Source organism: Bradyrhizobium sp. MV1.5 (assembly GCF_055807615.1).
The window spans coordinates 229,315-244,157 of record NZ_JBVVPL010000004.1 but is presented as its reverse complement, the minus strand read 5'-3'; the positions used below and the strand labels follow the sequence as shown (position 1 = coordinate 244,157).

The window sequence follows — 14,843 nt, the reverse complement described above, 5'->3', positions numbered from 1 at the left end:
CCCGCCGTTACGGCTGTGGCGCATGGTCCGGTCAAGCGATGGATCGAAGGTCGCGGCAGGCCCCTCAACATGCGGCGACTGAATAGCACCTGCGATAACAGAACGACTGGCGTGCCGGGTCAAGGGGTTGACGGGACTCTTCTGTGTTCTGTTATTAACGACAGCGGCCTTTCGGCCAGCCCGCGGGCGCAGCGCGCCTGATGGAAACGCGCTTTTGAAAGCAGACGCATGGATTCCTCAGACCCCTCCGAGCAGCACGCCGAGACCCGGCTGGTCACCTCCGGCCGCGACACCAAGGCGCAGAAGGGGTTCGTCAACCCGCCCGTCTTCCACGGCTCGACCGTGCTCTATCCGACCGCCGAGGCCCTGCACGCCCATCGCGGCGAGTTCACCTATGGCCGCCACGGTTCCCCCACCACCAAGGCCTTCCAGGAGACCCTGATGGCGCTCGAGGGGCCGCAATGCGCCGGCGTCGGGATCGTACCGTCGGGGCTGTCGGCGATCTCCACCACCCTGCTCTCGGTGCTGAAGGCCGGCGACCACATCCTGGTCTGCGACAACGTCTATCGGCCCTCGCGCAATTTCTGCAACGGCATGCTCACCCGCTACGGCGTCGAGACCACCTACTTCGATCCGATGATCGGCGCCGGCATCGACAAGCTGTTCAGGCCCAACACGAGCGCCGTACTGGTCGAGGCGCCCGGCTCGCAGTCGTTCGAGATGCCCGACATCCGCGCCATTGCCGAGGTCGCGCATGCGCGCGGCGCGCTCGTCATCGACGACAACACCTGGGCGACGCCGCTCTATCACCGCTCGCTCGAACAGGGCGTCGACATCAGCATGCAGGCCGCTACCAAATATATCGGCGGCCATTCCGACATCATGTTCGGCACCATCTCGGCCAATGCCAAGGCCTGGCCGCAGATCGCCGAAGGTATCCGCCTGCTCGGCGTCTGCGCCGGTCCCGATGACGTCTTCCTCGCGCTGCGCGGCCTGCGCACGCTGTCGGTGCGCCTCGCGCAGCATCATCGTTCTGGCCTCGACATGGCGCTCTGGCTCGCCGGCCGGCCCGAGGTCGCGCGCGTGCTGCATCCGGGGCTCGAGACCGATCCGGGTCATGCGATCTGGAAGCGCGACTTCACGGGCGCGTCGGGCCTATTCAGCATCGTCTTGAAGCCGGCGCCGCAGAAGGCGGTCGACACCATGCTCGACACGCTCAAACTGTTCGGCATGGGCTTCTCCTGGGGTGGCTTCGAGAGCCTTGCGATTCCTTTCGACTGCGACGGCTATCGCACCGCGACCAAGTGGGCGCCGGGCGGCCCGACGCTGCGTCTGCATATCGGGCTCGAAAGCGTCGACGACCTCAAGGCCGACCTCGATCGCGGCTTCGCTGCCCTCAAGGCAGCAATGTGAGCCTACTCGCAAGGCACCGCGCCTGCGGACGCGCCAACGCGCGCCGCAGGAACGCGTGGCCGCTGCAAACGTTGACGCGGCTGCGCCAACAAATGGTTTGAACCTCAAGCATTTGGCGCTAGCCTCACCAATCGACTCCAATCCGGACACGGAGCATGGGAACGTTGGTACTGCTCGATCTGATGGGCGGCGTGGCGCTGTTGCTGTGGGGCCTGCACATGGTCCACAGCGGGATTCTGCGTGCCTTTGGCCCGGACCTGCGACGGCTGCTCGGCAAGGCGCTTGGAAACCGCTTCAACGCGTTCGCCGCCGGTCTCGGGCTGACGGCACTGCTCCAGAGCAGCACCGCAACCGCGCTGCTCACGAGCTCATTCGCAGCCGAGGGCCTGCTCAGCCTGGTCACCGCGCTCGCCATCATGCTCGGCGCCAATGTCGGCACGACGTTGATCGTGCAGGTGCTGTCGTTCAACATCGCCGCCGTTGCGCCGGTCCTGTTCGTGCTCGGACTGGTCGCCTTCCGCGTGGGTCCACGCTCGCGGATCAAGGATGTCGGCCGCGTCTTGATCGGCCTCGGACTAATGCTGCTGTCGCTGCACATCCTGCTCGACACGCTGGCGCCGGCCGAGAACGCACCGGGCGTCCGAGTCATGATGTCCTCCATCACGGGCGATCCCGTTCTGTGCATCGTGATCGCAGCGCTCGTCACCTGGGCGGTGCATTCGAGCGTCGCCAGTGTGCTGCTGATCATGTCGCTGGCCTATTCGCAGTTCATCTCGCCTTACGCGGCGCTCGCACTGGTGCTTGGCGCCAATCTCGGCAGCGCCATCAATCCCGTATTCGAAGGCGCCAAGCGTGACGATCCCGCCAGCTATCGCCTGCCGGTCGGCAATCTCGTCAACCGCTTGATCGGGATCGCCCTGGTTCTGCCCTTCCTGGGCCCGATCGCCGAACACATGCACGCCTGGCAGCCTGATCTGGCCAGGATGACGGCGGCGTTTCATATCGCATTCAACGTCGGCACCGCCGTTATCTTCATCGGCCTGCTCGACACCATGTCGCGCCTGTTGACCCGGCTCCTGCCCGATCGTGTTCAGGAGGCCGGTCCGGCCCGGCCGCGCTATCTCGACGAGACCGCGCTGGAATCGCCGTCGCTGGCGCTGGCCGATGCCGGCCGCGAAACCCTGCGCATGGGCGACCTCGTCGAAATCATGCTGCGCAAGGTGATGGCGGCGATGATGAGCGGCGACCGTGCGCTGGTCGACCAGGTCTCGAAGATGGACAACATCGTCGACGGCCTCGACGAAGCCATAAAGCTCTACGTGACCAAACTCATGCGGGGCAGCCTCGACGAGAGCGAGGGCCGGCGCGCCATGGAGATCATCTCCTTCGCCATCAATCTGGAACATATAGGCGACATCATCGACAAGAGTCTGAGCGAGCTCGCGACCAAGAAGATCAAGCGCCGCTTCCAGTTCTCGCCCGAGGGCGCCGAGGAGCTCGCCGCCTTCCACAAGCGCACGATGGATTCGCTGCGCATCGCCTTCGGTGTCTTCATGTCGGGCGACGCCAACGAGGCGCGCAAGCTGCTGGTCGAGAAGACGGCGCTGCGCAACACGGAGCTTTCCGCCGTCGAGCGCCACCTCGATCGCCTGCGCGAGGGCCGCCCCGAGACCATCGAAACCACGTCGCTGCATCTGGACGTACTGCGCGATCTGCGCCGCATCCACTCGCATATCTGCTCCGTCGCCTATCCCGTGCTCGACGCAGCCGGCGAGCCCCATCGCAGGCACGAAGCGGAGACCGCCGCCCTGCCCGCAACAGGCGCGGCGTCAGCGCTGCCGCGCTAGTCGCCTTGGATCAGCGCTCCAGCGTCTTTGACGCGCGGCCACGGTTCTTCACGATCAGCATGATGTTGCGGATATAGATGATGGTCGCGAGCGCCTGGCCGAGGATGATGACAGGCTCGCGCTTGACGACGCCGTAGACCAGCGTCATCAGCCCGCCGCCCATCGAGCAGAACCAGAACGCCATCGGCACGACGCTGTTGCCGGCGCGCTCGCTCGCGATCCACTGCACCAGGAAGCGTGCCGTGAAGAACAGCTGCGCGACGAGGCCGAACGCGAGCCAGAAGTCGAACTTGGCGACGAAGACGTCGTAGAAATAATTGCTCAGCGCCTGACCGTATTGGATGATCATGCCGTCACCTCAGTCACATCCGGCGTCGGCTTCTTGCGGCGGATCAGCCACCACACGCCGACGAGATCCATGATGCCGATCCACAGCCGGTCGAAGAAACCGTAGTTTGAGACGCCGGAGCGGCGCGGCCGGTCGATCACGTCGACATAGGCGATCTCGTAGCCCTCGCGGCGCACCAGTGCCGGCAGGAAGCGATGCAGCCCGTCGAAATAGGGCATCATCAGGAATACCTCGCGCCGGAACGCCTTCAGACCGCAGCCGGTGTCGCGCGTACCGTCCTTCAGGATCGCGTTGCGGACGCCGTTGGCCACGCGCGACTGGAATTTCTTGAAGCCGGTATCCTTGCGGCCGACGCGTTGTCCGGCCGCAAGTCCGACCTTGCTTCCGTTCTCGACGGCCGAAATCAAGTCCGGCAGGAAAGCCGGATTGTTCTGGCCGTCGCCGTCGAGCGTCGCCACGATCGCGCCGCGTGCCGCACGCACGCCGCTGCGCACGGCCGCGGATTGGCCGCCTGATTTGGCATGGCGCAGCTGGCGCAGATTGTCCCGCTGCTTCATGACCGCGCCGAGCCGTTCGCCGGTCGCGTCGGTCGAACCGTCATTGACGTAGATGATCTCATAGGCCCAGCGGCCGTCGAGCGCCGCGCCGATCTCCTCGATCAGCGGCACGATGTTGTCGGCTTCGTTGCGCACGGGAACGACGATGGAAACCGAGGGCTGGAAAACCGAAGGCTGGGACGACAAATCGAAGCTCGTGGTTGGAATGGGCTTGGCTCGGGAACCGGCGGTCCCGGCAGGCAGCCGCTTTTATGGGGCGGATGCCCCGTGGGCAACCCTTTTGAGGCGGCCCGAGACCGCCCCTGCAAGAGGCACAATGATGCCGTCGGCACGGATGGCAAAGCCGAGCTTGCGGGCCGCGAACCAGTAGCGCACCGCCATGGCTCCGACGATGCCGACCAGGGCGCCGGCCACCACGTCACTCGGGTGGTGCGCAAGCAGCACCAGGCGCGTCAGCAGGATCACGATCGCGTAAGTGAACATGAACACGCGCAGGCGCGGCCACAGCGCCGAGACCGCAAACGCCAGCGCGAACGCCGTCACCGCATGACCCGACGGCAGGCTGGCATAGGCCCCGGTCCCCTCGAACGGGATGAAGTTAAAGGGATTGGCCTTGCCGCCGACGAACGGACGTCCTCGGCCGATGAGATATTTCAGGATCTCGGCGACGAATACGGGCACGGCAACAGACAGAAACATGAACTGCAGCCGCGTGCCGAGGCCGAGCAGCAACGCGCGGCTTGTGCCGTGCAGTCCCGCCGCAACCAGCGCCAGCACTACCAGAGCGCCCCCGAGCACCGAGAGCACATACTCGTCCTTGCCGAAATCGGTGAGGATGCGGATCGGCCACAGACCGGGCGTGCCACGCGCCGGCATCAGCTGGATCTCGGTCAGGTCGAACGCGACCATCAGCGCGATGACCAGGGCTGCACCTGCCGCACTGAGCCACAGCGAATGCCGCGCCAGCTTTCGCGCGGCCTCGGCGCGGCGCGAATGCGAGGGCGAGCGCACGAGCTGTGCCAGGGCGCGCCCCGACAACGTGAGCAATTGCGCGGGATAGCTCGCGCGCGGCGCGAAGTCGGATGGTGCCGACATCCTACTCAGTGCCTTCCGAGCGGAAGATCGAGATCGAGATCGCGCGCCCTTGCGAGAAATTGTAGCCGTCGATGCGGGTACCAACCTTGTAGCGCAGCCCGATCGCCTCGGCGCGCTGCACGAAGCCACGCTCCGAACGCTGCTCGATCAGCGCGAAACGGCAGCTCCCTTGCCGCAGGAAATCCGCGGCACCCGAACCGTCGGTGAGCACTGTCTGCGTACCCGTCAGGAAGACGAGGCTCGGCTCGTGATAGCCGGCCGCGGCCGCCTTCGGGCCGACGCAGGTGACGTTGCGAAGCGCGCGTGCGATCTCGATGCTCGGAAACAGCGGCGTCAGCGACGGCAGCACGATGCCGTAGACCGTCACCGCAAGCATCAGGGCTGCGACCAGCGCGTTGAGCAGCGAGCGCTCAGCGTGATTGTTGTCGTGAAGCCACCAGGCGAACAGGCCAAAAATCAGCGAGGCCGCGATGAACGGCCAGGCCACGAAAGCAGGCTGCCGCGTCAGCATCACCGCGCCGACCACCGCGATGATCGAGCCGCCAACGGGGATCGCGAACCACCAGGCCGAGCCGCGCATCAGCCAGGACCAGGACAGCACCCGCCGCTCGAGCGCGCCCGCGGTGAGGATCGCGATCGCAGGGTACAGCGGCAGCACGTAATGCGGCAGCTTGGTCAGCACCACCTCGAACACGATCCAGGACGGGACCAGCCAAGCCAACAGGAATTGCGCGCCGGGCTCACGCCGCGCGCGCCAGACCGCGGGCGCTGCCATCGCCGCGAGCGGCGCGCCGGGCCAGAACGTGATCCAGAACAGCGCGAGATATAGTCCGGGCGGTGCGCCGTGGGATTCCTGAGCGCCCAACTTGCTCAGCATGTCGCCGCCGACGGAATCGGCGAAGAACGCATCGCCCGCGCGCCAGAAGATCGCGACGAACCAGGGCAGCACCAGCACCAGCATCCACATCAGGCCCCAGAGCGGGCGCAGCTTCCATAGCCAGGAGGCATCGCGGTCCTGGATCGCGAGCGCGACGATGGTCAGGCCTGCGAACATCAGGATCAAAGGGCCCTTGATCAGGATGCCGACAGCGAGAGCCGTCCAGAAAATCGCGGGCCAGCTCCAGGGCGGATGCGTCTCGTCCTCGGCGCGCTGCCACGACAGATAGGCCCGTGCCATCGCGCCCATCGCGGCGACCACGCAGAACAGCAGCATGGCGTCGGTCTTGGCAAGCCGCGCCTCGACGCCGAGCAGCACGGAGGCGCACATCAGAAGTGCCGCAAGCACCGCGGCGCGCCGCGTGACGAAGCCGAGCGCCGTCCAATAGGTCATGAGCACTGCGCCGATCGCGCCGATCAGCGACGGGAGCCGGTAGACCCAGATGCGCAGTTCGGCCCGCGGCAGACCGAGCGCCGATGCCGTCTCGACCGCGGCCGATTGCAGCCAGTAGATGCCGACCGGCTTCTTGTAGCGGACGTCTTCCTGGAAGCGGATGTCGACATAATCGCCGCTCTCGACCATCTGCTTGGTCGCCTGCGCAAAGCGCGCCTCGTCGCGATCGACCGGCGGAATCGTGAAGAAGCCCGGCAGGAATAGCAGCAGCGCGCACAGCAGCAGGAAGGCGACCGCGCGGACGTGGTTGGCCGTGGCGATGTCGAACATGGACACGAGCCGGCTGCCCGGATTCACCGGGGATTTCGGCTCGCGGGGAGCTCCAAAACGGGGTGTTGGGTAGGTCTCGGCCATCGGTTCCGCTTACGCTGAAACCGCCATCGCCACAACCGCTTGAGGCAGGGTCATTGAATTCGAATGACAACTGTGTCCGCGGCGCCCGTGGCGTCGATGACGGTCAGCCGCGCAAAGCCGGGACCGGGCGGATCGATCAGCCGCTGGCGTCGTCCGTCGATCTCACCCTGCGCCGTTCCGTTAACCATGACCGTCATGGGCAGGACGCCGCCGGCGACTTTGACCGGCATGGCTGCGCCCCCTTCGCCACCTGAGCGATCGACGTCGATCCGCGAGCCGTTCAGCGGAAACTGAATGTGCAGAGCCTGCTCGCCCCCGGTCCGCACCAGATCCCCGACCGGGCGGAACCGCCTCAAGGGCAATGGCAGCTTGGCGTTGCTGGCAACGAGAGTTCCTTTCGGCGGCTTCGGCAACGGCAGGAGCGTCTTGCCGGTGCGGGCGAAGGCGTCGAACAGGATCGGCGCGGCGGCGACACGCCCGATCAGGCCCGGAACCGGCGCGCCATCGGGCCGGCCGACCCAGACGCCGATAGTCATGCGCCCGTCAAAGCCTATCGACCAGGCGTCGCGGTAGCCATAGGAGGTGCCGGTCTTGAAGGCGATGCGGTTGTGGGCCGCGTTCTCCGGCGGCGGGGTGCCGAGCAGCACATTGCCGACCTGCCAGGCCGCGACCTGATCGAGCAGCCGCAGCGGCTCGCGGTCGTCCCTGTCGCTCATGATCTCGCGCAACGGCATGGTGGTGCCGAGCCGGGCGAAGCCCGCATAGAGCTGGGCGAGGTCCTGCAGCGTCACGCCGACGCCGCCAAGGCCCATGGCAAGTCCGGGCGCCTCGTCCTTGGGCAGCACCAGATTGCCACCAGCCTGGCGCAGGCGCGAGGCCAGCCGGCTCGCGCCGACGCGGTCGAGCAGGACGATCGCGGGCACGTTCAGCGACAGCTGCAGCGCCTTCTTCACCGGCACCGTGCCCTGGAACGTCATGTCGAAATTTTCCGGCGCGTAGGAGCCGAAGCGCACGGGCCGATCGTCGATCAGACTGTCGGGGTGAACGAAGCCGTCCTCGAAGGCGAGCCCGTAGATGAACGGTTTCAGTGTCGAGCCCGGCGAGCGGACCGCGCGGGTCATGTCGACCTGCCCTGCCCGGCGCTCGTCGAAATAATCCGCCGAGCCGACGCGCGCGAGCACGTCGCCGCTCTCGTTGTCGACGACGATGATGCCGACCGAGATGTTCGGTCCCAGCGCAATGGCACGGTCGCGCGCCAGCGGCTCCAGCACCTTCTGCAGGTTGGCATCGAGCGTCAGCTTGATGACGGGCGCGTCCTTGACCGTCGCAAGCGCCGCATCGGAGGCGTGCGGCGCCAGGATCGGCATCGGCTTGCGCAGTTTCGGCACGGGAACGGCTTTGGCCTGCTTGGCATCATCGAGGCTGATCTGTTGCTCCTCGACCATGCGGTCGAGCACGCGATCACGCGCTTTGCGCGCCGCATCGGGATGGCGATCGAGCCTGCGGGTCTCCGGGGATTGCGGCAGCGCGACCAGCAACGCGGCTTCAGCCAGCGACAACCGCTTCGGCTCCTTGCCGAGATAGGCGATCGAGGCGGCGCGAATGCCTTCGAGGTTGCCTCCGTAAGGCGCGAGCGCCAGATAGAGATCGAGGATCTGCTCCTTGCTCAAGCTGCGCTCGATCTCGATCGCACGCACGATCTGCCGCAACTTTGCATAGAGCGAGCGCTGCCGCCGCGGCTCCATCAGCCGCGCGAGCTGCATCGAGATGGTCGAGCCGCCCGAGACAATGTGGCCGCGCGTCCCAATCTGAAACGCGGCGCGCCCCAGCGCCAGCGGGTCGATGCCGTCGTGTGCGTAAAAGCGCTGGTCCTCATAGGCGAGCAGCAGCTTCAGATAGGTCGGATCGACGTTCGTTTTTGTCTCGACCGGCAGCCGCCAGCGTCCATCCGCCATCGCATAGGCGCGCAGCAGCTTGCCGTTGCGATCGACGACGGTGGTGGAGACCTGGCGGGCTTCGTCGAAAGGCAGCGGACCGAGGGAGTAAACCCAGGCGACGAAGCCGACGATAGCGAGGATGAGCGAGAGTGCGAGCGCGCGGAGGACATGCAGGCCCCCGCCCCTTGCTCCGTCATGGCCCGGCTTGTCCCGGCCATCCACGTTCTTGCCTCTCGCACCAAAGTCCGTGGATGCCCGGGACATCTGAGCGAAGACGCGCTTCGCGCTTTTGCCCGGGCATGACGGCGGAGCATGTGGCTCCTTGTCGCTCATCCCATGACTACTCACTTCGCCGCCCGCACCTCAACCGTGCCCGTCCCGGTGCGGCCGTAGCGCGAGGGATTGTACATGTCCTCGACATAGGCCTGCGGCAGCACGTATTTGCCGGGCGAGACCACACGCACGACATAGGCCACCGTGAAGACCGCCTTGGAATCCGAGGCCCGGTCGACGGCCGCCGTGAAGCGGTCGTCGCGGAACTCGGTATCCTCAGGCTCTTCGCCATCCTCGATCCAGCCCAGCGTGCCGCTGTCGCCCGACGACACCAGTTTTGGATTGTCGATCTCCAGGCCGGCCGGCAGATAGTCGGACACCATGATGTGGCCGTATTCGGGCTTGGCCTCGGTGATCTTCAGCACCACGGCGAACCGGTCGTTCTGCTTGACCTTGCCGATATCGGCGGGCTTGCCGTCGAGCGTGAAGAAACTGCGCTCGATCTTGAAGCCGTTCGATGCCGCGGGCTCCGGCGTCACCGGCGAGCCCGACACCGAGACCACCGCCTGCACCGGCGCATCGCCGGTGTTGGTGATCTTCAACGGCTTGCCCTCCAGGGTCGCGGCCTTGTAGCTGCGGTACAGCGCGGTCTTGACCGGCTGGCCGTCGACCTCCATCGACAGGTTCTCCTTGGCGAGCGCGCGCGCCGCCAGCACCAGCCAGGCATTCTCCTGCGTGGAGGTGTAGGGCGTCAGCCCGCGCGCGGTCTCGACCCGCGACACCGCCTGCGTCAGCGTCGCCTTCGGCGCATTGCCTTCGCTGGCAAGCGACACCAGCGCTGCGGCATCGCGGAGCTGCGAACCGTAGTCGGTGCGGCCGAACTCCAGCACGGGTTTTGGCGCAAGACTGTCGAGCGCTGCGCCGTAGACCCGCTCCGCGCGGTTGCGGTCACCGACCAGCGCGAGCGCGGCCGCGAGCTGCGACTTCGCGATGGGAGTTGCGAGGTTAGAGAGCTTGGTGTCGGCGAGATAGCGGAGGTCGCCGATCGGCGCCGCGCCGTTCCGCGCGAGCACGTAGAGGCCGTAAGCAAGATCGCGGCCGCCGTCCTTCTCCGGCTCGTTGGCGTTGACGACGGAGTTGCGGATACGATCCAGCGCGGTCTTGAACAGCACATCCGGCACCACAAATCCCTTTTCGCGGGCGCGGGTCAGGAAGTCCGTCACATACGCGTCGAGCCAGGCGTCGTCACCGCCTGCCGACCACAGGCCGAACGAGCCGTTCGAGCCCTGGCGCGCCAAGAGCCGCTCGATGGCGTCGCGGATGCGCTGGTCGACCTCGGTGTCCATGGCCAGATGCGCGCCGGCCGCGAGATCGTTGACATAGAGCAGCGGCATGGCGCGGCTGGTGATCTGCTCCGAGCAGCCATAGGGATAGCGGTCGAGCGCTTTGAGGATCGTCGCCGCATCGAGCGCAGTCGACAGGCTGGCCGAGACCGAGACGCTACCGGTGCCCGGCACGAGATCGGCGAACATATCCGAGGTCAACGTCAGGCTCTCACCCTTCGCGAGCGTCCGGATCGAGCGTCGCGCCAGGACTTGCGTCGCCGCCTTGACGTCGAGCGCATAATGGCGCGCCAGCGCCAGGCCGTTCGGCCCCCTGATGTCGACGTCGAGCGTCGCCTGCCCCGCCGCCGTCGCGTCGATGGCGAGCGTGAACGAATTGCGCTGCTTGGCGGCGAGCTTGACCGTGGTCGCGGGATTGCCGGACATCTTCACCGGCCCGCCCGTCTTCACATTGATGACGTAATCGCCGGCCTGGCCCTCGACATTGTCGATCTCGAGATTGACCGTGCCGTGGTCCCCATTGAGCAGGAAGCGCGGCAGGGTTGTGGTCAGGACCACGGGATCGCGGATCACGACGTCGGTGTTGGCGCGGCCGAGCTTGGTCGCGGTCCACGCCACCGCCATGACGCGCGCGGTGCCGGCGAACTCCGGAATGTCGAAGCTCACTTCCGCTGTGCCGTCGGCGGCAACGGTGACGATGCCCGAATAGAGCGCGAGCGGCTTTTGCGCGGGCGGCGAGCCCTGGAGCTCGGCGGCACCGGCGTCGCCGCCGGACTTGATCTGCCCGCGCGTGCCGGACATGCCGTCGATCAGTTGCCCATAGAGATCGCGGATCTCCGCGCTCAGGCGGCGCTGGCCGAGATAATAGTCGTCCGGTGCCGGCGGCTTGTAGTTGGTGAGGTTGAGGATGCCGACGTCGACCGCGGCGATCACGATCTTGGCGTCTTCGCCGGGATTGAGCCCGTCCAGCTTGACCGGGATCTTCAACATCGCATTCGGCCGGATCAGTGCCGGCGGCGTCAGCTTCACCTGGAGCGTGCGGGTCTGCTTGTCGATGCCGAACCATTTCAGTCCGATCGCCCGCCCTGGCATGCGTTGTGCGGCCGCATCGAGCGGCCGGCGCAGCGTCGCCACCACATAGGCGCCGGTGCCCCAGTCCTTGCCGACCGGGAGCTTCACCTGCGCGGTGCCTTCCTTGACGTCGATGGTCTGCGTCGTCAGCAGGCGATCGCCGAGCACGTTGACGGTCAGCTTGCCGGCGCTGCGGATGTTGACCGACACGGTCATGGTGTCGCCCGAGGCGTATTGCGGCTTGTCGATCGAGGTCTCCAGGAGGTCCGGCGTGTCGGCGCTGCCGTCGGAATACCAGCCGACGTCGAACTGTACCGAGGTCACGGGTCCGTCGGCGTCGTTCGACTTCACGTCCAACCGGTAGCGGCCGGGCTTTGGGGTCAACGAAATCCGCGACGGCTTGTCCGCGGCGACGGTCACGTCGCCGTCAGAGACGCGCGAGGTCGATTTGACCGGCTCGTACTCCCAGTAATTGCTCTGGCGATACCATTGGTAGCGCGACTCCATCTTCAGGAGCTCGTAGCGCAGGCCGTCGCGGCGAAGCCTCTCACCCTCGGGCGAGACGAACACGACATCGAACTCGGCCTTGTCACCCTCGGCGACGTTCTTGTCGCCGAACAGCGGCTTGATACCGATCATGGCGGCAGCAGGCGCGACCGGCAGCACGATCTTACGCTCAACGGCGCGGCCGCCAGTCTCGACCATGCGGACGAAGATTTGCGCCTCCTGCGGCCGCGTCGAGGCCGGCTGCTTGTCGAGCGTGACCGGGAAGGTCGCAACGCCATTGGCGTCAGCTTCCGGCAGGTTTTCCAGCGGCGTGCGCTCGTTCGAGGTGGTCTCCTCGTCGGCGACGCCGAACTGGTAACCGGCGAAACCCGGTCGCTCGGACGCGGGCGCGACCAGCATGTCGCCTTCGAGCGCCAGCCCCGAGGCCGGCGCGCCATAGAGGAAATGGCCGTCCGCCTTAAGCTCCACTGGAGCGTTAGCTTTGATCAGCTTGTCCTTGGCGGACAAGTCGAATTCGATCCGATCAGGGACGTAGTCCTCGACCATGAAAGTGGTCTCGCCGACCGAAGAGCCCTTCGGATCGGTGAAGGCGCGCACCCGCCAGGTTCCGGTCGGGACGGCCGAGTTGAGAGGCACGGACAAGGTGCGCCCGCCGGCGCCCTGGTCGGCCAGCACGGCGCGGCGGTATTCGACGCCATCGGGGCGCTCGATCACCAGCGTCATCGGCCCGCCGGTGACGGCATTGCCCTGCCCGTCGCGCAACAGAGCGGTCAGATAGACGGTCTCGCTGGAGCGGTAGACGCCGCGCTCGGCATAGACGAAGGCATCGGCGCCCGCAGGCACGGCCCTGCCCGAAACGCCACGGTCCGACAGGTCGAAGGCGGAGGATTTGAGGCTGAGGAAGGCATAGTCGGCCTTCTCGCCGGCCACGGTGAGCATCGCCGGCGACAGGCCGCCCTCGCCGCGCGCAAGCCCCGCCTCAAACAGCAAATGGCCGCTCTCATCGGTCTTGCGGGTGGCCAAAATCTCGTTGTTGCGCGCGACCAGCCGCACCTCGGCCTTGCCGACCGGATCGGTCGAGGCCAGCGAATTCACGAAGACATGGATGCCGTCATTGCCGGAATAGGCCGTGACGCCGAGATCGGAGACGATGAACCATTGGGTGGCAAGCTGGTAGTCGTCGTCCGAGCCCGGCCCCTTGGCCGCGGCCGTCATGACATAGACGCCGGGCTGGAGTTCGCCGAGCGCCTGGTCGACCGGGAATGCCGTGGTGACGTCCTGGTTCAACATCATCGCGGTCGCAAGCTCGCCGGTCCAGACTTTGACGCCGCGCTCGCCGCCGAGATCGCTGAGCTGGTATTTCGACAGCGTCTTCTGGAAATCGCTGTCGACCACCGTGTTGATCAGGTTGCGGTCGCCGATCCGGAACACGTTGATGTTGACGGCTGGCGTGTTGACGCTGACGACGGGAATGCCGCGCTGGCCCGTCCTCGGCAGCACATAGGCGCGACTGGTGAAGCGCACGAATGGCTTGCGGTCGCGCACATAGACGTTGAACTCGGCCGATTTCGGCAGGCCTTCCTTCACGGTGGACGGCAGGCCGGCGCGCAGATTGATGTTGTAGCGCTCGCCGTGCTTCAGCCCATCGACGCAGAGCTGCTTGCCCTCGGCCGACAAAGCCGGCTTGTCCTGGCCCGCCAGCGCGAGGTACGGCGCGAAATCGGTGTGTTTTGCCAGCTCCTCCGAGAACTGGAAGCAGGCGCGTGGACTGGCGGAGTCCGAGTCCACGGTGTAGTCGAGCAGTCGAAAACCGTGCTCGTCGCGCATCTTCTCATATTGGCCGCGGACGTCGGCGACCTCGCGCATGTCGAGAGACAGCCGCAGCGCATCCAGCGCCGGCCGCCACAGCTTGCGTTCGGACAGCGACTTGCCGAGCACCGCGAGCGCGTCGGCCTCTTCGCCCGCATTCCCGGCGCGCTGGTAGGCGATGTAGGCGGCAGTCGAGGCGCGCTCCAGCAGGAACGTTTGCTCGCTCGAACTCTTGGGCGATATCTGGAAGATGACTTTCGCCAAGCGCAGCCAGTTGCCGGCGTCCTCCGGCGTGGTCGCCGCGATCTGGCCGAGCACCGACAGGCCGGTGCGGTAGTCGTTGCGCCGGAAGGCAGCATCGGCGTCGGTGCGCAAGCTTGCGCCGGACTTGGCGACCGGCCCCGCCTCGCCCTTGATCTGCGCCTCCAGCTTGATCGCGGAATCGGCGAGATCGTCGCGCTTGAAGGCTTTGTCGGCGGCCTGCGCTACGCTAAGGCCGAACGCCAGCGTGGCGCAGAGTGCGACGGCGCGAACAAGACCGATCATGGATGGACTCCCGGAAATCGCGGACGAACGCCGCTTGTCGCATGAAATGCGCGGAAAGGTGACGGACTCAAGGCGATGGAACCAAAGGTGCAAATCGTCGCATTCGCCATGACAAGGCAGGCCCAGAGGAGACCGATCAAGCTATTGCCGCGCACGCCGTCCTGATGGCGCAGCAATACCCGACCAGTCGTCCGGCGGCCGTGTCCCGGAAGCTTTCCAGCGTTCCCGGCGATGTGATCCATCGTCCAGTCCGCTGCCGCTCAACCCGGCACCCTGACACCCCACCGTTCCGCTTTGTCGCGGCTCCGAGGAAAACGGTTCGGTTCAGGCTTGGCGAAAGACGATATTTTTC

General features: G+C 66.3%; 8 protein-coding genes. 2 read left to right on the top strand and 6 right to left on the bottom strand.

Features of this window, described 5'->3' with window-relative positions; genetic code table 11:
• Positions 1 to 228 precede the first annotated feature (228 nt).
• Together metC and AC0L2J_RS06255 are read left to right on the top strand one after the other, a co-directional pair.
• The gene (gene metC, locus AC0L2J_RS06260) at positions 229 to 1,413 is read left to right on the top strand and encodes a cystathionine beta-lyase (RefSeq protein ID WP_473387869.1); all 1,185 of its coding nucleotides are present in this window, start codon (positions 229 to 231) and stop codon (positions 1,411 to 1,413) included.
• A gap of 155 nt (positions 1,414 to 1,568) precedes the next feature.
• Positions 1,569 to 3,260, top strand: a complete 1,692-nt coding sequence (locus tag AC0L2J_RS06255) for a Na/Pi cotransporter family protein (protein WP_473387868.1) — start codon at positions 1,569 to 1,571, stop codon at positions 3,258 to 3,260.
• A gap of 10 nt (positions 3,261 to 3,270) precedes the next feature.
• Here AC0L2J_RS06255 and AC0L2J_RS06250 read toward each other — a convergent pair whose 3' ends face one another.
• The 6 genes from AC0L2J_RS06250 to AC0L2J_RS06225 all read right to left on the bottom strand — a co-directional run bounded on the left by AC0L2J_RS06250 (position 3,271) and on the right by AC0L2J_RS06225 (position 14,491).
• Positions 3,271 to 3,609, bottom strand: a complete 339-nt coding sequence (locus AC0L2J_RS06250) for a lipid-A-disaccharide synthase N-terminal domain-containing protein (protein WP_007591223.1) — start codon at positions 3,607 to 3,609, stop codon at positions 3,271 to 3,273.
• Positions 3,606 to 4,352, bottom strand: a complete 747-nt coding sequence (locus tag AC0L2J_RS06245; protein ID WP_007610202.1) for a glycosyltransferase family 2 protein — start codon at positions 4,350 to 4,352, stop codon at positions 3,606 to 3,608. The genes AC0L2J_RS06250 and AC0L2J_RS06245 overlap by 4 nt, the downstream gene beginning before the upstream one ends.
• A 63-nt stretch (positions 4,353 to 4,415) precedes the next feature.
• Positions 4,416 to 5,261, bottom strand: coding sequence for a phosphatase PAP2 family protein (locus AC0L2J_RS06240; protein WP_473387866.1), 846 nt, complete (start codon positions 5,259 to 5,261; stop codon positions 4,416 to 4,418).
• 1 nt (position 5,262) lies between these two features.
• Positions 5,263 to 7,005 (bottom strand): ArnT family glycosyltransferase, encoded by a 1,743-nt coding sequence (locus AC0L2J_RS06235; RefSeq protein ID WP_473387864.1) that lies wholly within the window; start codon positions 7,003 to 7,005, stop codon positions 5,263 to 5,265.
• Between the two features lie 50 nt (positions 7,006 to 7,055).
• Positions 7,056 to 9,164, bottom strand: coding sequence for a penicillin-binding protein 1C (pbpC, locus tag AC0L2J_RS06230; protein WP_473387862.1), 2,109 nt, complete (start codon positions 9,162 to 9,164; stop codon positions 7,056 to 7,058).
• A 122-nt stretch (positions 9,165 to 9,286) separates the two neighbouring features.
• A complete protein-coding gene (locus tag AC0L2J_RS06225) occupies positions 9,287 to 14,491 on the bottom strand; it encodes an alpha-2-macroglobulin family protein (protein WP_473387860.1) in 5,205 nt (1,734 codons plus the stop codon).
• Positions 14,492 to 14,843 lie beyond the last annotated feature (352 nt).

What these genes read in the sequence shown, in the direction of transcription:
- AC0L2J_RS06240 (WP_473387866.1), bottom strand. Translation starts at nt 5,261, where the DNA reads ATGTCGGCACCATCCGACTTCGCGCCGCGCGCGAGCTATCCCGCGCAA.
- AC0L2J_RS06235 (WP_473387864.1), bottom strand. Translation starts at nt 7,005, where the DNA reads ATGGCCGAGACCTACCCAACACCCCGTTTTGGAGCTCCCCGCGAGCCG.
- AC0L2J_RS06255 (WP_473387868.1), top strand. Translation starts at nt 1,569, where the DNA reads ATGGGAACGTTGGTACTGCTCGATCTGATGGGCGGCGTGGCGCTGTTG.
- metC (WP_473387869.1), top strand. Translation starts at nt 229, where the DNA reads ATGGATTCCTCAGACCCCTCCGAGCAGCACGCCGAGACCCGGCTGGTC.
- AC0L2J_RS06225 (WP_473387860.1), bottom strand. Translation starts at nt 14,491, where the DNA reads ATGATCGGTCTTGTTCGCGCCGTCGCACTCTGCGCCACGCTGGCGTTC.
- AC0L2J_RS06250 (WP_007591223.1), bottom strand. Translation starts at nt 3,609, where the DNA reads ATGATCATCCAATACGGTCAGGCGCTGAGCAATTATTTCTACGACGTC.